Annotated in this window: 21 protein-coding genes and 1 pseudogene; 6 read left to right on the top strand and 16 right to left on the bottom strand. The window is 55.8% G+C overall.

Features of this window, described 5'->3' with window-relative positions:
- Positions 1-98: 98 nt before the first annotated feature.
- From HRR99_RS03435 to HRR99_RS03415, 5 genes and pseudogenes are all read left to right on the top strand, one after another.
- Positions 99-767 (top strand): annotated as a pseudogene (locus HRR99_RS03435) (phosphoadenylyl-sulfate reductase); the annotation flags it as partial.
- A 132-nt stretch (positions 768-899) separates the two neighbouring features.
- Entirely contained in the window at positions 900-1,853 is a 954-nt protein-coding gene (gene cysD / locus HRR99_RS03430; protein WP_233123564.1) for a sulfate adenylyltransferase subunit CysD, read from the top strand.
- Positions 1,853-3,328 (top strand): sulfate adenylyltransferase subunit CysN, encoded by a 1,476-nt coding sequence (gene cysN / locus HRR99_RS03425; protein ID WP_233122777.1) that lies wholly within the window; start codon positions 1,853-1,855, stop codon positions 3,326-3,328. The genes cysD and cysN overlap by 1 nt, the downstream gene beginning before the upstream one ends.
- A 223-nt stretch (positions 3,329-3,551) precedes the next feature.
- Positions 3,552-5,069, top strand: a complete 1,518-nt coding sequence (locus HRR99_RS03420) for a CDP-glycerol glycerophosphotransferase family protein (protein ID WP_233122776.1) — start codon at positions 3,552-3,554, stop codon at positions 5,067-5,069.
- A gap of 99 nt (positions 5,070-5,168) precedes the next feature.
- Positions 5,169-5,564, top strand: coding sequence for an FAD synthase family protein (locus HRR99_RS03415; protein WP_233122775.1), 396 nt, complete (start codon positions 5,169-5,171; stop codon positions 5,562-5,564).
- 309 nt (positions 5,565-5,873) lie between these two features.
- Here HRR99_RS03415 and HRR99_RS03410 read toward each other — a convergent pair whose 3' ends face one another.
- Positions 5,874-6,881, bottom strand: coding sequence for a LacI family DNA-binding transcriptional regulator (locus HRR99_RS03410; RefSeq protein ID WP_233122774.1), 1,008 nt, complete (start codon positions 6,879-6,881; stop codon positions 5,874-5,876).
- A 1,285-nt stretch (positions 6,882-8,166) separates the two neighbouring features.
- Between HRR99_RS03410 and HRR99_RS03405 the strand changes: the two genes are divergently transcribed.
- Positions 8,167-9,279, top strand: a complete 1,113-nt coding sequence (locus tag HRR99_RS03405) for a porin (RefSeq protein ID WP_233122773.1) — start codon at positions 8,167-8,169, stop codon at positions 9,277-9,279.
- 199 nt (positions 9,280-9,478) lie between these two features.
- Here HRR99_RS03405 and HRR99_RS03400 read toward each other — a convergent pair whose 3' ends face one another.
- The 15 genes from HRR99_RS03400 to HRR99_RS03330 all read right to left on the bottom strand — a co-directional run bounded on the left by HRR99_RS03400 (position 9,479) and on the right by HRR99_RS03330 (position 21,264).
- Entirely contained in the window at positions 9,479-9,808 is a 330-nt protein-coding gene (locus HRR99_RS03400) for a hypothetical protein (protein WP_233122772.1), read from the bottom strand.
- On the bottom strand, positions 9,792-10,166 hold the full coding sequence (locus HRR99_RS03395; protein ID WP_233122771.1) for a hypothetical protein: 375 nt from the start codon (positions 10,164-10,166) through the stop codon (positions 9,792-9,794). The genes HRR99_RS03400 and HRR99_RS03395 overlap by 17 nt, the downstream gene beginning before the upstream one ends.
- Positions 10,167-10,251: 85 nt before the next feature.
- Positions 10,252-10,608, bottom strand: a complete 357-nt coding sequence (locus HRR99_RS03390; RefSeq protein ID WP_233122770.1) for a hypothetical protein — start codon at positions 10,606-10,608, stop codon at positions 10,252-10,254.
- Positions 10,609-10,610: 2 nt separating this feature from the next.
- Positions 10,611-10,934, bottom strand: coding sequence for a cell wall anchor protein (locus tag HRR99_RS03385; RefSeq protein ID WP_233122769.1), 324 nt, complete (start codon positions 10,932-10,934; stop codon positions 10,611-10,613).
- 23 nt (positions 10,935-10,957) lie between these two features.
- Positions 10,958-11,272, bottom strand: coding sequence for a ubiquitination-like system serine protease family protein (locus HRR99_RS03380; protein WP_233122768.1), 315 nt, complete (start codon positions 11,270-11,272; stop codon positions 10,958-10,960).
- Between the two features lies 1 nt (position 11,273).
- Complete coding sequence (locus HRR99_RS03375; protein WP_233122767.1) at positions 11,274-11,951, bottom strand: NlpC/P60 family protein; 678 nt, start codon at positions 11,949-11,951, stop codon at positions 11,274-11,276.
- A 25-nt stretch (positions 11,952-11,976) separates the two neighbouring features.
- Positions 11,977-12,426 carry a hypothetical protein gene (locus HRR99_RS03370; protein ID WP_233122766.1) on the bottom strand — a complete coding sequence of 150 codons (450 nt, stop codon included), beginning with the start codon at positions 12,424-12,426 and terminating at the stop codon, positions 11,977-11,979.
- Between the two features lie 2 nt (positions 12,427-12,428).
- Positions 12,429-12,920 carry a hypothetical protein gene (locus HRR99_RS03365; RefSeq protein WP_233122765.1) on the bottom strand — a complete coding sequence of 164 codons (492 nt, stop codon included), beginning with the start codon at positions 12,918-12,920 and terminating at the stop codon, positions 12,429-12,431.
- Positions 12,917-13,423 carry a hypothetical protein gene (locus HRR99_RS03360; protein WP_233122764.1) on the bottom strand — a complete coding sequence of 169 codons (507 nt, stop codon included), beginning with the start codon at positions 13,421-13,423 and terminating at the stop codon, positions 12,917-12,919. The genes HRR99_RS03365 and HRR99_RS03360 overlap by 4 nt, the downstream gene beginning before the upstream one ends.
- Positions 13,423-14,787 carry a hypothetical protein gene (locus tag HRR99_RS03355; protein ID WP_233122763.1) on the bottom strand — a complete coding sequence of 455 codons (1,365 nt, stop codon included), beginning with the start codon at positions 14,785-14,787 and terminating at the stop codon, positions 13,423-13,425. The genes HRR99_RS03360 and HRR99_RS03355 overlap by 1 nt, the downstream gene beginning before the upstream one ends.
- A gap of 8 nt (positions 14,788-14,795) precedes the next feature.
- Positions 14,796-17,519 carry a phage tail protein gene (locus HRR99_RS03350; protein ID WP_338422837.1) on the bottom strand — a complete coding sequence of 908 codons (2,724 nt, stop codon included), beginning with the start codon at positions 17,517-17,519 and terminating at the stop codon, positions 14,796-14,798.
- A 6-nt stretch (positions 17,520-17,525) separates the two neighbouring features.
- Complete coding sequence (locus HRR99_RS03345) at positions 17,526-17,939, bottom strand: DUF6950 family protein (RefSeq protein ID WP_233122761.1); 414 nt, start codon at positions 17,937-17,939, stop codon at positions 17,526-17,528.
- 3 nt (positions 17,940-17,942) lie between these two features.
- On the bottom strand, positions 17,943-18,533 hold the full coding sequence (locus tag HRR99_RS03340; protein ID WP_233122760.1) for a DUF2163 domain-containing protein: 591 nt from the start codon (positions 18,531-18,533) through the stop codon (positions 17,943-17,945).
- Positions 18,530-19,183 (bottom strand): hypothetical protein, encoded by a 654-nt coding sequence (locus HRR99_RS03335; protein ID WP_233122759.1) that lies wholly within the window; start codon positions 19,181-19,183, stop codon positions 18,530-18,532. Before HRR99_RS03335 ends, HRR99_RS03340 begins: the two co-directional genes overlap by 4 nt.
- On the bottom strand, positions 19,183-21,264 hold the full coding sequence (locus tag HRR99_RS03330) for a phage tail length tape measure family protein (RefSeq protein ID WP_233122758.1): 2,082 nt from the start codon (positions 21,262-21,264) through the stop codon (positions 19,183-19,185). Before HRR99_RS03330 ends, HRR99_RS03335 begins: the two co-directional genes overlap by 1 nt.
- Between the last annotated feature and the right edge of the window lie 126 nt (positions 21,265-21,390).

Genomic DNA, 21,390 nt, shown 5'->3' with positions numbered 1-21,390 from the left:
ATATTTGCTCCACTCGGGCAGACACAAGCATAGCCATTCCTGTCAAAAGCCGCGGATTTCGGGGATATTTCGAACAGTAAAGTTCGGAACCCAGTGGAATGACTCTCAACACCCCGCCGCATGATATTTCCAGCCACGATGTTGCATCCTTGGATGAGACGCTTGCCAAGCTCAATCTGGCCGGACGTCTGAGTTTCATTGCGGGTCTGGGTGGCCGCGCCGTGTTTACCACGAGCCTCGGCATTGAGGATCAGGTCATCACCGCCGCCATCGGCACACACCGTTTGCCGGTTGAGGTCTCCACGCTGGAGACGGGGCGGCTTTTTGCCGAGACTGTCGAATTGATCGGCGAGACCGAAGAGCGTTACGATATCGCGATCAAACGTTTCACCCCCGCGCAGGACGATATCGATGCCTTCGCGGCAAAATATGGCCTCAACGGCTTTTACGACAGCGTCGAGGCCCGTCATGCCTGCTGTCACGTGCGCAAACTGGTGCCGCTGGCAAAGGCACTGGAAGGCGCAAGTTTCTGGATCACGGGTCTTCGCCGTGGCCAGTCCGGCAACCGGGCGACGACGCCCTTTGCCGAGTTCGATTCCGAGCGCAATCTGATCAAGGTCAATCCTCTCGCGGATTGGGATATCGATGTGATCAAGGCGCATGTTCTTGCGGAAAACATTCCCGTCAACCCCCTCCACGCCCGCGGGTATCCCTCCATCGGCTGCGAGCCGTGTACCCGCGCCATCAAGCCCGGCGAGCCAGAACGCGCCGGTCGATGGTGGTGGGAAAATGACGAGAAGCGCGAATGCGGCCTGCACGTGGCCGAGGCGACCCAAGCCTCCCCTGTAACAGCCGCCTCACAAAGATATTTGAAAATCAGTAGATTGCCGGAGTTTAAAATGTCCAACGCAGTTCCGGAAACGGAAGGCAGCAATGTCAGCAGCCCCAAACAGCCGCTTGATCCACATCTGAAAGCCCTTGAAAACGAAGCCATCCATATCTTCCGCGAAGTCGCTGCGGAATTCGACAATCCCGTGATGCTCTATTCCATCGGCAAGGACTCGTCCGTGCTGTTGCACCTGGCACGCAAGGCGTTCTTCCCGGGTCGCATCCCCTTCCCGCTTCTGCACGTCAACACCGGCTGGAAGTTCAAGGAAATGATCGAATTCCGTGACAATATCGTCAAGGAATACGATCTCGATCTCATATCCTACACCAACCCACGTGGTGCGAGCGAAAATGTGACGCCGTTTACGCATGGCTCTGCGCTCTATACCGATATCATGAAGACGGAAGCGCTGCGGCAAGCACTCGACGCTGGCAAGTACGATGCCGCCTTTGGTGGTGCACGCCGCGATGAGGAAGCCAGCCGCGCCAAGGAGCGTATCTATTCCTTCCGCACGCCCGACCATAAATGGGACCCGCGCAATCAGCGCCCGGAGCTGTGGAACATCTATAACGGCATGGTGCGTCAGGGTGAAAGCGTTCGCGCCTTCCCGCTGTCCAACTGGACCGAGGTCGATATCTGGCGCTACATTCAGGCTGAAAACATTCCACTCGTGCCACTCTATTACGCCGCAGAGCGCCCTTACGTCGAGCGTGATGGCATGATGATTTTGGCTGAAGACGAACGGCTGGAGCTGCTTCCGGGCGAAGAAATTCAGCACGGCATGATCCGCTTCCGAACACTCGGCTGCTTCCCGCTGACCGGTGCGATCAACTCCGAGGCGACGACGCTGGACGAGGTGATTTCCGAGCTTGAGATCGCCACCGTTTCCGAACGACAGGGCCGCGCCATCGACCGCGACCAGTCCGGCTCCATGGAAAAGAAAAAGCGCGAGGGCTATTTCTGATGACCCAGAACGCAAACGCACAATCCGCCACCATTCTGCCTTTCGTCGAGCCCGCCAAGGCCGTGCGTGATACGCGCCCTTTGCGTCTCATCACCTGCGGCAGCGTGGATGACGGCAAATCCACGCTGATCGGTCGCCTGCTTTGGGACACCAAGGCGGTCAAGGAAGATCAGGCCGCCACGCTTCACCGCGACAGCGGCAAGCAGAACGATCTCGGCCTGCCCGATTTCGCGCTGCTGCTGGATGGTCTTCAGGCAGAGCGCGAACAGGGCATCACAATCGATGTCGCCTATCGCTATTTCGCCACCGACAAGCGCGCCTTCATCGTTGCCGACACACCCGGCCATGAGCAGTACACCCGCAACATGGCCACCGGTGCATCGACTGCCGATCTGGCCGTGCTGCTGGTCGATGCACGCACCGGCATTCTCGAACAGACCCGCCGCCACGCGACGATTGCCGCGCTGATGGGCATCCGCCAGTTCGTGCTGGCCGTCAACAAGATCGACCTGACCGATTACGACAAGGCCGGTTTCGAGCTGATCGCCCATGATTTCAGAGAATTTGCGCTTTCGCTCGGTATCAAGCAGATCACGTCGATCCCCATGTCGGCACTGAAGGGCGAGAACGTCGTTCTCTCCGGCAAGCCTTCCATGCCGTGGTATGAAGGCCCGACACTGGCCGAAACGCTGGAGCTGGCAACTGCTCGCTCCACGCAGACCGGTGGCTTCCGCCTGCCCGTACAGCGCGTGTCGCGTCCCGGCGAAAGCTTCCGTGGATATCAGGGCACGGTGGCCGGTGGCGCTGTGAAGCCAGGTGATTCCGTCGTCATCCTGCCATCGGGCATGGTGGCCAACGTTAAACAGATCGTCACCTTCGATCTCGTGCGCAATGCTGCCGTTTCCGGCGACGCCATAACGCTGGTTCTCGACCGGCAGGTGGACGTCTCGCGTGGCGACATGATCGTGTCCATCGAGGCACAGCCGCAGACGGGTCACGCCTTCGATGCGCAGATCGTGGCGCTCCAGCCCGGCGGCATCGAACCCGGCAAGCGCTACTGGCTGAAAAGCGGCAGCCGCCGCCAGCGCGTCAGCGTGCAGCCGGTCACGCAGCTCGACCTGAAGAACGGTCAGTGGCTTGCCCACACCGATACACTGGCCATGAACGCCATCGGCAAGGTCCGACTCTCCTTCGATGAAACGGCGATTTTCGACCCTTACGAACAGAACCGGTCCACCGGCTCCTTCATCCTGATCGACCCCGACACCAACAACACTGTCGCGGGCGGGATGATCCTCGGCAAACGCAGCGAGACCGGCAAGATCGCTCAGGGCGAACGCGTTCTCCTTTCGCTTCCGGCCGATCTGGCCGAAGCCATCCTCGCCAGCGAACTGCTCTCCAGCCGCCGCGACGAAATCGACATCCGCCGCACCAGTGCCGCGACCGCCGCACGCGTTCTGGACGAACTGGACTGAGGTCCGGGCTGAAACAACGGAAAAAAGGCGCTGGTGAAAACTGGCGCCTTTTTTTTGGAGGTCTTTAACCCAAGGTTTGCGTCCCGACTTCAAGATCGGCAGCTACCGCGCAAGCCCCACTACAGTTCAGCAATGTATGTCCGCAGTTAATTTATTCTCTGTGTAAACCCGTGCACACACCAATCTGACAGCCGGAATTCGCAGTAAACTCGGAACAGGTTCTATGGACGCCTCAATCTCTGTGCAATTGACTGACCGGCTTGACTCTGTTGCCGCAAAAATCGACGAAATGAGCATGAGGCTGGATGCCTTGATGCAAAACAATGAAACTCATGGCGAAATCCAAATTGAAGTCGTGAAGTTGCTGCAACACATGCAGCAGACGCAGTTGGAACTGGACGGCAAAGTCGACGCGTTATCCAACGCCGTCACAACCGCTGCCGACGGAAGTATTCGTAGCGACCTATCGAAAATCGGCCTCGCAGTCGTGCATGATAGCAGGCAGAAAACACTCGATATCGCGTCTTTAAAGCAAAGCGCGAATCTGACCCTGCGCGAGCAGACGCGCGGAGTTTTTCCGATCCGAATCGTGTTCCTCATCCAGTCCATACCCATGTGGGATGCACTTTCAGATGTTTATGATGCCATGGTTGCCGATGATCGGTTCGATCCGATCATCATCTCCATCCATGTCGGCACTCTGGGGCGCAACATTTACGAGGGTGAGGATAAGGTGAGCAGCGCCTTTTCAGAACAGGGAATTCCCCACCTTCGCTTTAATATGGACGATTCCTATGCCGCGCTGGATATTCTCAAAGCATTGAGACCCGCCGTCATATTCCGCCAACAGCAGTGGGATATGGGTGTTCAGCCTGCATTCCGCACACACGAACTGACCTTCAGCCGCCTTTGTCTTGTTCCCTATGCGCTCAATCTGGCGGCGTCTTTGGGTGATCCTGTGGTTACCGATGTTTCGGCCTTTGGCTTTGATCAAACCTATCACCGAGCGGCTTGGCGTGTTTTTTGCGAAACACCGATCACTCAAAATTATTTTCGTTCATTCGCCCACTCGGACCCAGAGAAATTTGTTCTGAGCGGCTATCCGAAATTTGATCGCCTGCTCAGCGAAAGCGAAACGCCGTCCTGGCCGATTTCTCACCCAGGCCGCCGGAATTTCAGAATTATCTGGGCTCCGCACTATTCGGTTGGAAAGGGTGGAGGCCTCGGGTTCGGGGTATTTGATCGCATATGGGAATCGATGCTGTCTTGGGCGAGACAGAGCCCGGATATCGACTTCGTCATGAAGCCGCACCCGGCTCTTTTCGGAGCTATGCTGACTCCCGAGGCGCAGACGGTCATCAGGAAGGCGTGGACGGATCTGCCGAACTGTGCGTTTTCAGAAGAGCAATATGGCTCTCTTTTTGCGGCGTCTGACCTTATGATATCAGACGGCCTTTCGTTCCTTGCGGAATACCCTCTCTTCAACAAGCCATTGATCTTCTTCGATTCTGGCAACCATGTTGAGTTCAATGATCTCGGTAAGCTGGCAGAAGCCGCCTCTCGACGGGTCACGACGTTCGATCAGCTGAAACAGGCCGCAATCGAGTACAAAGACGGAAAAGCCTGGGAGTTCGAGCAAGAGCGAAAAACCCTTCAGGACAACATCCTCCCCAATCGTGGGAAAGCATCTGCCGCTATTCTTGAGGCAATCGCCGAGGGGATTAAAGAGGGCGCTCGCTGAAGCTGCACATCTGATTTTGCGTCTCGTTTTCGAACGGTGCGATCATAGCGAATTGACGAGAGATACGCGCGGTAACGGTATTTTTGATGAGGTACTGAAATGAAGAAAATTATCACTTTTGGCACGTTCGACGTTTTGCACATCGGCCATATCCGAATTCTTCAAAGAGCGCGGGCGTTGGGCGATTATCTTGTTGTAGGCGTTTCGACCGACGCCCTCAATTACTCAAAAAAGCAAAAAAGCCCGATTTACAATGAAAATGAACGGCTTGAAATTATCAGCGCTATTATTGGTGTGGATGAAGTATTTCTGGAGCACTCACTCGAATTGAAAGAACAATACATTACAGAGCATGCTGCCGATGTTTTGGTGATGGGTGACGACTGGGCTGGACGGTTTGATTACCTAAGTCACATATGTGAAGTCGTATATTTGCCTCGGACAGATGGCGTATCAACCACGTCTACCCTTGAGGAAATTCGTCGTTACGCATGACGCCTCTGTCGTTGATTGATGCTTCTAGGGAAGGCATGCACAGGACAGAGATTTTGCGCTGAAGCAAACACAAAAACGGCAAAGCTGAGCTAATTTAAGCTCAGCTTTGCCAGTTTACGCTGAAATCAAAATACAAACATCCAGAGCAGAACGACCACCACCAGCGGCACACCCATTGCCCACAAAACCATTCCTTTTAGCATAATATTCTCCTTTTCACATGTGTATCTAACGCGATATCCCGGCGAATAGTTCCCTGGAGGAATGACCTTGCGCGTATGAGAATATGCAAAAGTATAGAATTCTTGGTTAGGCCAATGCTGCGGCGCGGGTGCGCCGTGTCGTTTCGCGCACCACGAGCTCAAAGCCAAGGTCCCAGGTGCGTTCGTGCACAACGCCGCCTTCGCCCAGCGTAATTACGATGTCAGCGGCCTTGTAACCGATGTCGAAGCGGGGAACGCGAACGGTCGTCAGGGGTGGCTCCGTCGAGACGGCATATTCCAGATCGTTGAAGCCGCAAATGCCGAAATCTTCGGGCACCCTTATACCGAGGCGCTGACACTCGAAGATGACGCCCAGAGCCAGGTCGTCGCTGTGGCACACAACGCCCTCGACATCGGGATGCGCCTCGATGAAACGGCGGATCATTCGGGAGCCGAGATGAATGCTTGGCGGGGCATCCTGCCAGATGATCAGCTTCTCATCGAACAGACCGGCCTGTTGCATGACCTCGCAATAACCGGATTGGCGCAAACGAATTCTGATGTCGTGGCCGCAGCCCAGCATGGCGATGCGCCGGTACCCTTGCGACAACATGTGCCGCGTCGCGACCATGGCCGCCTGCTTGTGATTGATACCGACGGCGATACCATCCATCTTGAGCGAGGCATCGATGGTCTGCACCACGGGACAGCCCGCTTCCTGCGCCATGGTGTTCAGGTTCTCAAGCCGTTCCGTGCCCGCTACGATGACGCCCGCGGGGCTGTGCGCAGCAAACGCCCGCAACTGCCGCACCTCTTCTTCCGGGTCATAATGGCTGTTGGAATACTGAATTCGATAATCCGTTCCCCTGATGCGCGCCTCGATGCCATTGAGCACGGCGCTGACGGCGGGGTGGGAGAGCGACGGCAGGAGGACACCGATGAAATTGCTGGTACCTCTGGCCAAGGCCCTTGCATGCAGATCGGGAACATAACCCATCTTGTCCACGGCACCGAGAATCTGGTCGCGCAAGGTCTCAGATACCTTCTCAGGCTCGCGCAATGCGCGTGACACCGTAATTGCGCTGACGCCGATTTCCCGGGCGACGTCTTGCAATGTAACTTTGATCGCGGTTTTCCGTTTACGACGGTGGGACATCCATGAACCTTGGCTTGTGGGCGTGGGCGAGGACTAAACTAAAACGTTGCAGCACGGAATATTTGTCAAGAAAGTTGATATTTTCAAATACAGTGGTTTCTTATATACGTCACCGTCCATCCGCGACACGTCAACAGATTTGGCGAAAAAAGCGGCGGAAACGCACCTTAGCCCAAAAATAGTCTCGATAACAATCGTCTCGCGGCTAAAACCTGCACGTGAATACGCACTGTTCCAGACTGGATTTGACGAAGATCAAGAAGGCAGGAGGAAAGGCTTAGCGGTACCGTGCGGCGAATGTCGGAAATAGACAATTCTGGTCGGAGTGAGAGGATTCGAACCTCCGACCCCGTCGTCCCGAACGACTGGCTGGGCCGCAGAAGTCAACAAACGCGGGGTTTCCCGTTCAAGCTATTCCGCGTTTGTTCCAGTCCTGTTCCGTCAAACTGTGCGCAAACTGTGCGCCGCACTGTTTTGTTCACGGTCACGACTTTACCAGAATCAGTGCTAATTTGACTCCATGACCGAATACCAACGCAGATACCCATGGAAGCGCACATGGCCGGGAGAAACCGGGCTGGATGGCAAGCTGCTTGAAGACTACGTCTGCGTGATCGACGGGGAGAATACGGGCCGGATATCGTACCAAGAGGCAGGGCCGATGAAAGGCCAGTGGATGTGGAACGGCGGTCACTCTCGGAAGATTCGCGTAACCGTGATGCCACATGGTGGATATGCGCCAAGCCGGTCAGAAGCCGTTAGGCTGGTCGAGGAGCATTATGATAGGCAGCGGGAGGCGGCGGGGTTGCCGCCAACTGAGGAATCAAGATGAGCGACCTGACGAGCAAGACCGGCGACGGCGTAATAGACACCCACTATTGCTGCGAGCCTGGATGCAAGAAATGGGGCGGGTTTGGATTCGCCCGCAGCAAGGCCGAGCCGCCGCAATGGTGGTGTTGGGAGCATTACCCGCATAAGGAGGTGCCTCGCAGGTAGTGGCGCCCCGGTTTATCCACAATCCAATCATTTACAAAACCTTAACAAAATCAAGCAAACGCTAAGTGTGCAGAACTAAATTGTGCTCAAATTGCAACAGGACTTAGCCCGCGTTCACGCCAGCAACCTTAAATATGGCTAATGCTGATTGCGAATCCTCCCGTCTTTCTGTCTATTCCAAATCCGAAGCGGGGGGCATCTCCGAGATTGTCTCGCTTTTTGTATCGAAACATGACTGGAGGTCATTATGAACATCAAGAGCCTTTTGATCGGCTCCGCTGCCGCTCTCGCAGCAGTAACTGGCGCCCAGGCTGCCGACGCAATCGTCGCTGCTGAGCCTGAGCCAATGGAATACGTTCGCGTTTGCGACGCTTTCGGCACAGGCTTCTTCTACATCCCTGGTACCGAAACCTGCTTGAAGTTCTCTGGTTACGTTCGTTTCCAGACAGACTTCTCCCGTGACCGCTCTGGCACATCTGACTGGGATTCGTTCACACGCGCTCAGTTCAACGTTGACACACGTACAGACACCGAACTCGGCGCTCTGCGTGGTTTCATCGAATTCCGTGGTGATGCTGACAATGCTGACTCTGCTGGCCTCAACATTCAGCAGGCATTCATCGAACTCGGCGGCCTGAAGGTCGGTAAGTTCTACAACTGGTGGGACGATAGCCTTTCTGGCGAAACTGACTACCTGAACTCTGCTACACTCTTCAACTCCATCCGTTACACCTACGATGCAGGCTCTTTCTGGGCTGGCGTTTCGGTCGACGAACTTGAAGGCCTCGGCACTCGCGTAACCAGCGCGAACGTTCTCACCGGAACAGTTGCAGACATTGCAGCTGGTATTGAGCCTGACAACAACGTCGGCATCTCTGCTGGCGTTGGCACAAAGCTTGGTGGCTTCACGCTTCAGCTGATCGGCGGCTATGACGTTGACCGCGAAGACGGCGCTGTTCGTCTGATGGGTACAGCTGATATCGGCCCTGGCACACTCGGCTTGGCTGGCGTTTACTCCTCTGGTGCAAACGCTTACTTCGCTCGCTCTGAGTGGGCAGTTGCTGCTGAATACGCAATCAAGGCAACTGACAAGCTGACCATCACTCCCGGCGCTCAGTGGTTCGGTAACGTATCTGACGCAGTTCGCACAAACACTGTGGCTCTCGGCACAGCAGTATCTGGCGACAGCACCACGCTTCGCAGCTCTGATTGGTCCAACCGCGACGCATGGACAGCTGGCTTGACGGTTGATTACAAAATCACCGACGGCCTGACAACGAAGATGACCGCAAACTACTACGACGAAGACGGTCGTGACGATCAGGTCACCGGTTTCGTTCGCCTGCAGCGCAACTTCTAATCATCTAACTTAGGTTAGTGACGAGAAACCCGGCCATTGTGCCGGGTTTTTTGTTATTTATGCTTGAAAAATAGCTGTAGACAACCAGCCTTACTTTTGTCACAGTGATCACGATTACAAGCGAAGATCCACAGCCGATAGGCTTTCGCTGTTGATCCCAAGTCAAGCTCCTCGGCCTTAACCGGTCGAGGAGAGGGATCTAAGGCCTACGGGCAACCTCACGCTGGATTCGAAGCTCTTCCCTGATCCGATCCATCTCAATTGCCATCCTCGCAATAGATTGGCCTGATTCCTTCATGGCGTCGATCATATCTCCCATCACCTCCGTATGAGATTCCAAGGCTTTTGTAGCGTTGTTGAGCGCAGTAGGATCAACAATAACCGCAGCAACCTGTGCCGCAGCTTGGCTCTTGGATGGAGAAGCGTTCTCCCCGGAGGCAAGCCCTAGATATCGCACGCCGAAGATGATCGCGAGCGTTACCCCCAGGGCAATGATCGCGAGCGGCGGGAGATTAGCCAACTGTTCCATTGCGTGCTTCCCCTTGGTCATGCGCAGCGCGATTGATGTTTACCAGCTCCCCGATTGCGAAGAGTGGGTAGATGGCAAGCCACGTGCTGATGACACCAGAGGATGCGAAGCCATACGATATGCCAGCCCAGATGAGGCACCCAGCAGCGGCAGAGAATTGCCGGATCTGAGGTGTGACGGTTTTCCTCGCTCCATTGACCACGAGACCAATGATGCGCAAGCAGCCGACAAGGAACATCAACCACCCGAGAAAATTCTCGGATGGCACGAGAGAGGCGAAGGCCATGAAAGATGGCTGGTTGAATGTCTGCGACGGTAGAAGCAGCACATATCCGAAGAGGATGAGGTGGCCAGCCAAGAACCACTCCATCATGCGTGGGCCGAATCGGTGTTGGATTCGAACCCACATTCCTGTTCCCTTGTAGCCCTCGCTCATGGCTGCCTCACTTGCCCAGAGGCTTCTTGGCGACCCATCGACCATGCAGCGCCAGTATACCGCCAATGACCGGGGCAAGCGCAACGATCAGGTCAACCACTTTGCCCTGCACGTCTTCTGGGAAGGCGTAGCCGAAAACGCCGAGCAGACCAGCCGCAGCGGCAAGGATGGCGCCGAGCGTTACACGCGACTGATACCATGGCTCCGTATTCGTGATGTGCGCCACAACGGGCGCTGTAGATCGCTCGACAGCATCGATGATGGTTCTGGCATCCGAAGCCGTCGCGCGCGTGGATGGGCTATTGACGCCGGTTATGACGCCTTGCGCGATGGCAGAGATGATATTCTCTTTGTTAGTATTCATGATCAGTTCTCCACCTTCTTGGCTTCGCGCATGGCGATGGTGATCGTCAGGTAGGCGCCAGACGCAGCCACCAGCGTTGAAGCAAGCGTTGCTGTGTCTTTGTTCGCGCAGAGTGCCTGAAGGCTCTGGTGAGCAGCCTCGGCAGCCGCAGCGGTCTTTGGCTTGAGGCGGTCGGCTGCGATGAACGGCAGAAGCACGGCATAGGCAGTTTCGCCAGCCGAGCAGACCTGTGGAAGGCTTTGGCGGATGCCTGTGTCGATTGATCCGGTAGACTGGCACGCGGACAGGCCGATAGCCGCCGCTGATACGATGATCAGTGAACGCATGGTGGTTTCCTTTGTGGAATGGTTCAGTTGTCGAAGTCTGGAATGTCTACTGTTTGCCCAGCGAGCGAGTGAGTGCAGTCTCTTAGGAACTGGATACGGCCATCGGTAACGAATGAATGGCAGATCGCAGGTGGCGCGCCGTCAATGCCAGCGTCTGGGCCATTGTAGGTCACCAAAACAGAGGGCGTGAAAGTCGGGGATTCAGCGTTGCCGTTATAGCCCCACCTAGGACCCTGCCCTTCACCCACCGTAACGATATGCGCCCCATCACACCCGGGGCACCAAAACAGAATGCCGCCATCTTGAGCGCTGCGAAGCTTGCGAGATAATGCTGCCATCTCACGCCTCGTTCGTCGTGACGCTCGCCGTGATCGTCGTCATCGGCAAAGCGGTATTCGGAGCATCCGGGTAAGTTGTCGGCCAGCGGTAGCCGAGAAGGCGGTTCTTCGCGACCCGGGCGATACTGACAGAGTCACTTTGATTCCCGCCGAGGATATGCAGATGCGTCTTGTCGTGGCCTACGACAATGCCGACGTGGCCTTGCCAGCCAGTCTTGGACCCGCGCCAGAAGACAGCAATAGCGCCGATCTGCGGCCCGGTGATAGCCTTCCCGAACTTGAGCCAGTTGCGAGAGCCGAGCGGATTGGCCGGCAGTGGTTCTTTCGGCAGAGCCGTAGCAATGACCATGCCGACGAATGCCCCGCACCAAGCAGTTTCACTGGCATCGAGGCGCAGCGCCCTGTCCAGTACCTTGGCGTTCTTCACTTCGTGCAGGCCGAGGAACCGGCGGGCTTCCGTCACCCATGGTGGACTGATGGGCTCGTTGTCGTTCAGGCCCAGAGCTGCAATCGTCTTCGGTCCGATGGTCCCGCGATACAGCACCTGGATATTCTTATCGTCCTGAAAGCGCGCAACGGCCTTAGTCGTATTGCGGCCCGAAATGCCATCGGCACCCGCTGGCCCTACGTCATACCCAAGCGCAATCAAGCGCCGCTGTACGTCGCGTACAGTCGCCATGGTGGTCTCCTGATGTTGTGGGGTTTTAGTTGCCGATAGCGCGAACGGTCACAGACACGCCCGCTGCGGCTTTCTGGAATGGGCCGGAGGTCAAAAGCAACGTGCCGCGAGACACCATCACCTGAACTTGGCAGCCGGTCTTTGTGGCTGATCCGGCAACAACGGCACCGGTAATCATTTGCTCATTTGCCCAACCATCAATGACGTCAATGTCTGGGACGGTTTCGAATGCGGGGCTGAATGTGACCGTGGCAATTCCGCTGCTGTTTGTCGCCGCAGAAAACCGGGAAATGCGCTTCGGGGCGCCGGTCGGCCCCAGATCGCCCTTATCTCCTTTGTCCCCCTTATCGCCCTTGGTTACTTTTGCCTTATCGGCAATCGCCTGGGCGGTTGTCTTCACAGCCTTGCCATCTTGAATAACGATAGCGGCCTCTGTGCCTGTGAGCGGCGCGGCGTCCGGTATCTTCTTCGCCATTGTCAGCCCTCCGGCGCGAGTAGTTCATCGGCGCGTGTACTGCCGCCCGGAAGAGCACCAGCAATGAGATCGTGCATGGTGGACCAAAGAGAATCCCCCGAACTGAGAAACTGCGCAGCCATGTAAATCTGCTTCAGACGTGCCGTCGTCTCGCTCATGACAGCGTCCATGATTGCCGCCTCGTCTTCGGTCATGCGCAGCCATGGAGTAGTTTTGGCGATCTGATATGGCTGCGGCGGAGCGATCTCAACCACATCCACCCACTTCGGCAGACCGTTCACGATCTGGACTGATGACGACGCGACGCGATAGCCCGTCGGCACTGGATCGGCAGACTGGATTGTGTGAAGTTCATAGCCCCGCAGTGCCCATCCGTCATAGGCTGGCGAGACACGCGAACCGTCCGGCAGATCGACCCAGGCGCCTTCTTGGAACTGGCCTAGTATATCCACGCGGTTCAGTACCACGTTGTCTTTGATAAGCGCGAGCGTCATTGTGTCCATCCTACGATTTGTATTTCAGCAAGAAACATTGACCCGCTTTGATTTCCTGAAATGAACGCCCAAATACGGTCCCAATAAGTGGTCGTATCGTTACTCATTATAGTTCTTCCAGCGCTTTCGTTCGCAGTGTCGGTGAATGTTACTGAACCTAGAAGAGTACCATCGCTTCCAGAAGCAGGAGCGGCGCCCTTTTTGGCTCTTATTTCTATCGTTACAGTCGGATCAATTGAGAAGAATCCAGCATTGCCGGACCCGTAGACCACGAGATTACTCACTGCAACTGGAGCCGAGTAAGCCTTGCCAGCGTAAGCGTTTGAGGAAGATGTTTTTACCGCTCCGGCTGTGCTGAATTGTGAGGTTACCCCATCGAACACGGTCGCCAACCTGGTCGGATAGTCACCAAATATGGTACCAGTGCCAAAGGGTATCAGCGACGGAGCACCTCTCACCGCAGCGCTACGCATAAACGGCGGCGGGCAGAAGAAAGCGACCATTATTGCAACGCCTGTACAATGAGCAGCGAGCCACCATTGCCAACAGAGCAATGGAGACGGAATTTGTTGCCGCTGGTGGTGGTGAAAGCGTCACCGGCTACTTTCGTCCAGCCAGTGACAGTGATCGCGCCCGCCGAAGCGCCGTTGGTGATGTCCAACATGAATGACCCGGTGTTAGTGCCGGGTGCCAGTGTGTGAGCGCCGTTGTTCGTGTAGTGCTGTAACGGGCGGTCGCCCGGATCGAGCGTGAGTGTTCCGGTCGAGATCGTGCCGAGGTCTTTCGATGTGACGCGCGCGCCGCCTGTCAGCGTTTGGTCTTCGACGTTGAGCTTGCCGTTGTTGTTGAAGCGACTATCATCGCCAGCGGCAACAGTGCCTGACGTGGTGCCGACAGTCTGGTTGACCTGTGCACCCGTCTGTATACCTGCAAGCTTGTTCGCTTCGACAGTGGTATAGCCCTGATAACCGCTCTGGTAAGTGATAGCGAAGGTGCCGGTCGTCGTGATGCTTGCAACGCTTACCTGAAGGCCTGTCGGCACCGACAAGCCAACGCTGGTGACAGTGCCAGAACCGGTGCCATTTTGACCAGCTGGAATGCCAAGGTTCAGCTGCACGACGCCAGACGATACAGGCGCGAAGGAAGCTGTCGCTTGTGATCCGGGTGCGAGCGTGGTTACAGTTCCGGGGTTGATCGTTGTGTACGGGCCAGGAGAGCCGGGTGCACCCGGTGCGCCAGGTGCGCCATCTTCACCATCAGCTCCATCCGTACCGTTGGTGCCATCACGGCCTGTGATATAAAGCGGATCACTCCAATCACCGGCAGTATCGCTTTTCTTGACGTAGACCGCGCTTCTGCCATCACCAATATTGGCGACAGCTACCCGAAAGTTTGCGGCAGACGTGTCATAAATCGCCCTTCCCGCAAGATCGTTTACCTCTTTGTCGAAGTCCAAACCACTGCCGCTGATTTCGTCAGCATTGATCAGAGTTGCACTATCGGGACCGGTAAACAGAATGAGCATGTTAGCCGACGGGCTCACACCTGCCACGGCTGACAATGCAGTGCTATTCAGCCGCTGGATATAATCGGCCAACGCTTGTGCATTCGCCACGGTCTGCTGGCCATAAGCCGTATCGCGGACCAAAGCGTAATCGTAAGTGCCTGTCGGCCCTTTCCAGACGATTGCCGACGTGATTTCGGTATCGCTCGTGATCTCGTCAATTGGCAGTGCATTGCCGCCATCCGCCTCGACATAGATCGTGCCGCCGATGATAAGCGACGTTGCCCAGCCCGTGCCGATACCAGTCACCAAAGCTTCGCCGTTGACGAGGCTGATCTGCCCCGTCGTGTAAGGAGTGGTCATGTTGGTGATTACCTTTTGAAGACGAGAGCGAAAAGGGTCTGCCCTGATACGCTTGAGTTTTGAGACTGCGTCACAAGCCTAAATGTGGTGGATGCACGATCAGGCGGAGGGGTAAACAACACTGAAGAGAATATGATCTGAGGAGAGCTACCACCAGCAACCTCTATATTACCGCCGTCTGTCACGTTTGAAAGGGTAGCGGCTACAGATCCGAACTCACCAACTATAGTAATATTTGCCTTATATTCGATCTTTACTGTAGGAGAGCCCAATCCATGATTAACGGCGATGGTGATGTTCGCCCCGCCAGATGCAGAAAAAAACCTAGTCACCGCTCCAGGTTCGATGTTACTTGTTCCAACCACCAGATTATCAATCTGCGCCTGTGATATCTGCGCATTCAACATCTTCACAACGCCATTCACGATGGCAAACAGTGCGAAACTATTCACGCCATCAGTGATCGTGAATTGATCTACATTGAAAGCAGCGCGCGATTTCTGAACGCCACCCTCAGTGTATATCTCGATGAAGAAGCCACTCTCCTTGAGAGCATCGTCCATCCCGGCCCGGAGCATGATGGCAAAGCGCACATCCACACCGGCAGGCGCAGACACCGCCTTGAATGACACCAGACCATTGGCAAAGTTGCCATTCACATCAGCGGAAACACCGAGTAGCGCTTCAGCCAACGCTTCCGTTTCTGTGGCGCGGACCCGTTTTTCAGTGACGATCTCAGCACGCGCGGCACCAATTTCAGCCTTGATACGCTGGCGGTCGATCTGACCAACTGCACCGTCGAGAGAAAACGCTGTCGTGGCCTCTTCAAGCCTTTGCCACAGATCAGTAAGCTCCTGCCCTAGCTCCTGAAAGACAGATTTCACATCGCTGCCAATGGACGTCAACGAAGACCGAATAGACGAGTATCCCGTTGCGCTTAAAGAAGTCACCCACGGAGTAAAAGTCCTGAACCGATCTGGAACTGTCGTTATTGTCGCGCGCGCATCATAGATCACACCGGACTGCACATCCTTGGAAGTCTCATAGAGGCCACTCTCCGGCTCATTCGAAACGTCGGTATAGACTTGTGTCTTCCCGTTGATGCGGTATTCGAATCGAACCTGCGTGATAGTCGGATCGTCTGGTGCGTCCCAAACAAAGCGAACCGTGGGCTGTTCAAAACCGTCAGCACCTTGGATCAGCCCAGTCTCGATACGGAACCCGGAAACCGTTGTGATAATCGATGGGTTAACCGGCGGCGTTGGAGGAACGACGATAGGGCCAGGCTCTATGTCGCCATCATCGTAAATGTCGGCGCTGGTTTCAGAGAGCGTAAGAGTGATGTCAAAATTCTCATCACAGCCCCATTCCGAAATCATCCATTCGCGTTCTTCGTAGGTAACCCACTCGCCTTCCTGAACCTTCAGTCCAAGGCTGCGGCTCACAGGGATTGTCGCGGAGCCGCCAAGACGGTTCTGGCGATAGCGGATCGTCAGAAGGTATTGTGCGATATCCGGGTCGGTGACCTGTAGAAAGTCGTTACTGGTCTGACGATTTCGTCCATCGGCGGTAACGTCGGCATTGACGTAGATCGGTTTAAGGCTCTGCGGGTTCCAATTATCCTCAATGGAAAGGAACTGACCGGAAAGATGATTATAACGCTCAAAGGCAGACTTCTTGAACTGCACCTCTGTCGAGCGGCCAATGTCGATGTCTTTTGCGGTGATCGCGGCGACTGGCAACTGTGGAGCGCCAGCGATCACCCCAGAAAGCCCACGACGGTTCAGGCCATACCCAGCCATCGCATCGTCAAACTCTTTCAGGATTTCGGTGTGGTCATCAGCGCCAGTTACCCATAGACCGCACTCGTAGGTCTTCTTGCCGTTCTTGATCGTGTCGCACACGTTCATGGCGGCGAAATAGGTAGGCAGATCGATTTGACCGAGGGTCTTGCCTTCACCGATCAGCGTGCGTCCGGAAATCATGGCTCTCAAGCCAAGCTGATAATTCAGCCGGTGGACAGCAGGGTTCTTGGTGAACACCCATGTCGAACGGTCGTTGATGCGCTGTGGGCCGGAGCCACCTGAGACGGTCGAATCCTTGCGAGGGTCGTATTCCCGAAGGCCGCGCATGACGAATTCGAACTCTGGCTTTCCCTTTTCAAACAAGCCACTGTCATAGGTCCGCTCAACGATAACATAAGCCTTGCCAGCATTCGTGCTGGTGATCTTCCACCGGCTGCCAAGCGCAACGGTGTCGTTGACGAGCTTCATGTCCACAGGCTGGCCGGGGCGACCGTCATAAAAACGGATAGAGATGTTCCCGCCATAGCCGTTCACACGGTAATGCGCCGCCTCACCACCGATGTTGGCGACCAGCAGAAGCTCTTTCTTCTCGCCATACATGAAGCAGTAGGGCTCAAGACCATCACACCAACCATCAGACAGAACGAAGACGTCGGCATTGACCTTGTTACCGCCGCCCCATTTCGCGTAGAAGGTCCGCTGGCCTTTGGTCTTGCCGGTGCCATACAGCGCTTCAACATCGACATCGCCGCCATACTTCGTTTCACCTTGGACAGCGGTATAGGTGCGCTTCTTTGGGCGCTTGAGATAGCTGAAGGCAATGCTGGTGCCATAGGCAAGAGCGCCTGCGATGAGCGTTGCGGCGAGCAACGAGCCGCCGAACAGCGCCCCGGCAATAGCCGTGCCTATAAGCGTGAAAATTGCCATGAATGATTATCCGATGTGGAAAGCGGCGATGACTTCGGACAGGTAGTGATCCTGCCGACCGGCTGGGGTTTTGGTTACGAACCTAGTACCGAGGCAAATCGCGACGTGTTCAGCGCCGTCATCAAGACGCAAAATGGCGATGTCACCAAAACGAGCTTCCGCGCCGCCTTGGGGCTGTTGATCCAATTCTTCAGCAAAAGCTGTGACAAGAGATTTGTGCCCATGCTTCCGAAGCCTTTTTTGCGCGCCGATGAGCGTCTTGTAGCTTCCGGCATATTTGCCGCACAGATCAGACCCTGTGAGCGCGTCCACCATTGCGAAGCCCATAAACAAACAATCCGATTTCGCCGGATTTCCATAGGCATACGGCTTCGCCAGCTCCGCGTTTAGCGTAGCTTCGACAACTCTAAATCTGTTCATGGTTCAGCCTGTCCGTTGGCCCCACTCTTCGGGGATGCTGGCATTGGTGGCGACGTATTCGAAGCCCGTGTCTGTCGGGTCGTTGTCGAACTGTTGTTCGGCCAGAGAGCGCTTGACGCCGGTAGAGCCGCGCGCCGAGCGGCCCGGAGGCTGAAGATCGATTTCCATCGTCAGCGTTCGCTCAGAACCGCTCACAGCGCCTTTATTGTAGCGGACCTGATCAATCTCGTAGATGGATGACGCAAGCACGCCCAGCACGTCGCTTGTGCCTGGAACACCACAAAGGTGGGCGATGATCACCGGGGAGTTTTGATAATCGTATTCCTCGATCTTCGCGATCGCATCATCTGGGTTGGTAACAGGGATATCGGAAAAGACGATGGTTCGGGTTGTCACTGCAGTGCCGACCGCAGAATTCATACCGCCCATGTCAATGAAGCGATTGGGCAGGTAGACGAGGCCATTGTAGGTGTATGGCCTGCCGCCGCGATGATATCCCACTGTTTTGCCGGGGAGATCGAAGCGGATGAGATCAAGTCGAGCAATTCTGCCCTTATCGACCTGTGCTGCAACGACTGGATCAATCGCACTCATGATACGAAGACCTCCGTCGCAGTAAATGATGGCTCGCGGCTATCCCAAGATTTGGCCCCAGAATAACTGTCCGCGTCGATCTGCATTGTGCATGAAGCTTTCTCGAAGTTGACGACAGAGCTTGTCGTGAAGTTTTGAGTGTCGAGCCCGTGCCGGATGCTCAACGTCACAACTCCAGAACCATTTGCGGTAGCTGGCGCGATGATCCGGTGGAGAGAGCGCAGGAGTGGCGACATGCGGAACTCGACGTAATCCCCCGGCGAAAGCACAAATCCCGCTGGCAGGCCAGATATGACCACTGTGCGGCTATTCGTGACCGCCTGGAGAACAGCAGTCCCGTTGAAAGCACCGCCACCTGCCTTCGTACCGCTCAATGGTGAACCGGTGTCCATAGCAATAGGGCGCGGGCGGAAGATGTCGTAACCGAGGAAGGTTTCTCCATCATCCCCGGCTTGCATCATGAAGGCATCCATCAGTCCGAACTTGGACTTATCCAACCAGGTGGCTTGATAGGTCGCCCGCCAGAAAGGAGTGCCGAACGTTTGCGATTCCGTTCGGCGTCCTTCCATGCGGTTCGTACTTCTGGGCTGGATAGGATCGAAGGTGCATTCCTTCCATCCAACGGCAGGCAGAGAAATAGGATCAGCCATTACGCAGCCTGCCCGTTCTGTTGAAGGTTTCGCTTGTTCTTCTCGTTCTGCTTCACCACGGCAGTGGAGATTTTCGCAGATTCGCTGCGCGCCACATCTTTGACGTAGGCTTGCAGGTTTCCGTCCTGATCAACGGAGACACCCACGGTGACATGCATGGACTGAGGTGTGTTGGCGTTGGCAGCCTGACGACTTCCGACGAAGCCGTTGCCAAGCTGATTGTTCGGAACCACTTGCTCCCCGCCGCCAAAGCGAACGACTTCCGGTCCCTTTTCCCCAACTAGGGCCATGCCAGCGCGCGCGGATGCCGTTCCACTGGCATACATAGGAACGCCAGAAGCACCCAATCCTCCATTGCCGCCACCAAAAATGCTGCCAAAGATGCTTGAAAGAAAGCCACCACCACCGCCAGAGCCTGCGTTTGAAACCTTGAACACGGCGTCTAGCACTTCGTTCAGAAGCTTGTCGGTGATCCGATCGAGAACGGACAAAGCAGCGCTCCCGAATGAGGACCAGAAGCTCTCCCCGTTCTTCAACCCGTCCCGCAGATCGTTGATAAATCCGGCGGTCGTGTTCTTGACGAACTGCGTTGCCTCATTGGCGCGCTTGGTCGCCTCGGTGAACTTGTTCTGCTCGACAACGGCTTGCGCATACTTCTCAGCCTGCGCACCGATCTGTGCGGTCAGTTCAGGCGTGATTGCCTTCTTATCCTTTTCAGCGGCCAGCAGCAGATCGGTTTCAACCTTGGCCTTGGCCACGGCATAGCCGTAGTCGTTAATGGCAGGGTTGAGCGACTGCTGGGCTGCTGTCTGGGCTTGAAGCGCACGGGTCTGCTCGTTGATTGAGGCTGTGGCAGATTCGTAGGCCTTCTGCTTCGCTCCGCCGCCCTTGGTCTTTGGCATGCCTTCCAATTCGATCAGTGGACGGCTACCGGGTGTTGGGCCATCTTCCGGTAACGGGAACATTTCTCCTTGGATTCGTCCGTCAGCATTACTTTCTAAGCCGACGCCCCTCCAAGTCCGTGGGTCGTTGATACGGGATTGGGCAATGTTCGCTGCCTGGGTCGCGGCTCCAACGCTTTCAGCGGCCTTTAGAGCTGACGCACTCAAGGTGTCGAAGAATGAGCGGAAACTATCGATGGCCGGGATACCGGTGCTATTGACTGCTGCCGACAAAGCATTCTGCACCCTTTCCACCTCTGAAACCTGAAGCGATCCATCAGCCGCGCTCTCAGCGAACCTTGCAAAAGCTTCCTGAAGCTCACGAATGACAGTAGCCTCTTCGCCAGCGGCAGATAGATTCGACACGAGGTCAGCAAGTCCCAACGTCACATCAGAGAGCCGACCGCGCACGGATTCTAGCGTGTTGTCGTTGAGCAGGCTCAATCCTTCGCGCAACTCCGCAGCCTCACGAGCGCGTGTGAGTTGGTCTGCGTACTCCCTCAGTGCCGGGATCGCGTCTCCCCACCTGTCCGCGACAGTCTGGATAAGTTGGGCTTGTTCTTTCAACAGGTCGTTGGCCGATGATCCTTTACTCATCCATTCGGTGAAATATGAGATGGCTGCGCTTCCGAGGAAGACAAAAGCCGTAGTCGCCAGGCCAAGAGGGCTCACCAGTCCAGTAATCGTTTGCTTGATGGCAGACAGCACGCCGTTCAACTGTCCGCCATTCTGGGTGACCTGCGGCAGCTGCTGTGCAAGCAACATAAACGGTGACTGGCCCATAGCCATCATCGTTACGATGTCCTGCATCTGGTACGAAAGGTTTTGAACCTGCTGGCGTGCGGCCCCTGACGCTTGGCCTAGAGACTTCACCCCAGAAGCGCCGACCGAACCAGCTCGCTGGGCAGCCAGCGCAGCCGCTGCCATTGCCTTAGCGGCAGCATTTGATGTTTTCTCTACGCCGCCCATAGCAGCAGACATTGCCGCAATCTCAGAGGTGGAGAACTTTCCCGACGCATCAGACAAGCCAGACGCCGCCCGCTCTGCAACGCGTGAGGCGTTTGTGAACTGCTTGAGGTCGTTTGTAGCGCTTTTCACGCCGCCGGACTGAACCTCAATCCCTAACTGTGCGATGTCCATGGCTTTACCTTCCGCAGCGATGCAGATTATGGTCCCGCTCCAAATTGGAGTGAGGATCACGAAATGAGAAAAGTTCTATTTGCTGCCGCAGCAATCTTACTGGCCGCATCATCTGCTAGTTCACAG

Origin of the sequence: Agrobacterium vaccinii (assembly GCF_021310995.1) — a bacterium.
GTDB lineage: Bacteria > Pseudomonadota > Alphaproteobacteria > Rhizobiales > Rhizobiaceae > Agrobacterium > Agrobacterium vaccinii.
Note: the sequence above shows the minus strand (reverse complement) of the source record. Positions and strands in the feature narration are given on the sequence as shown.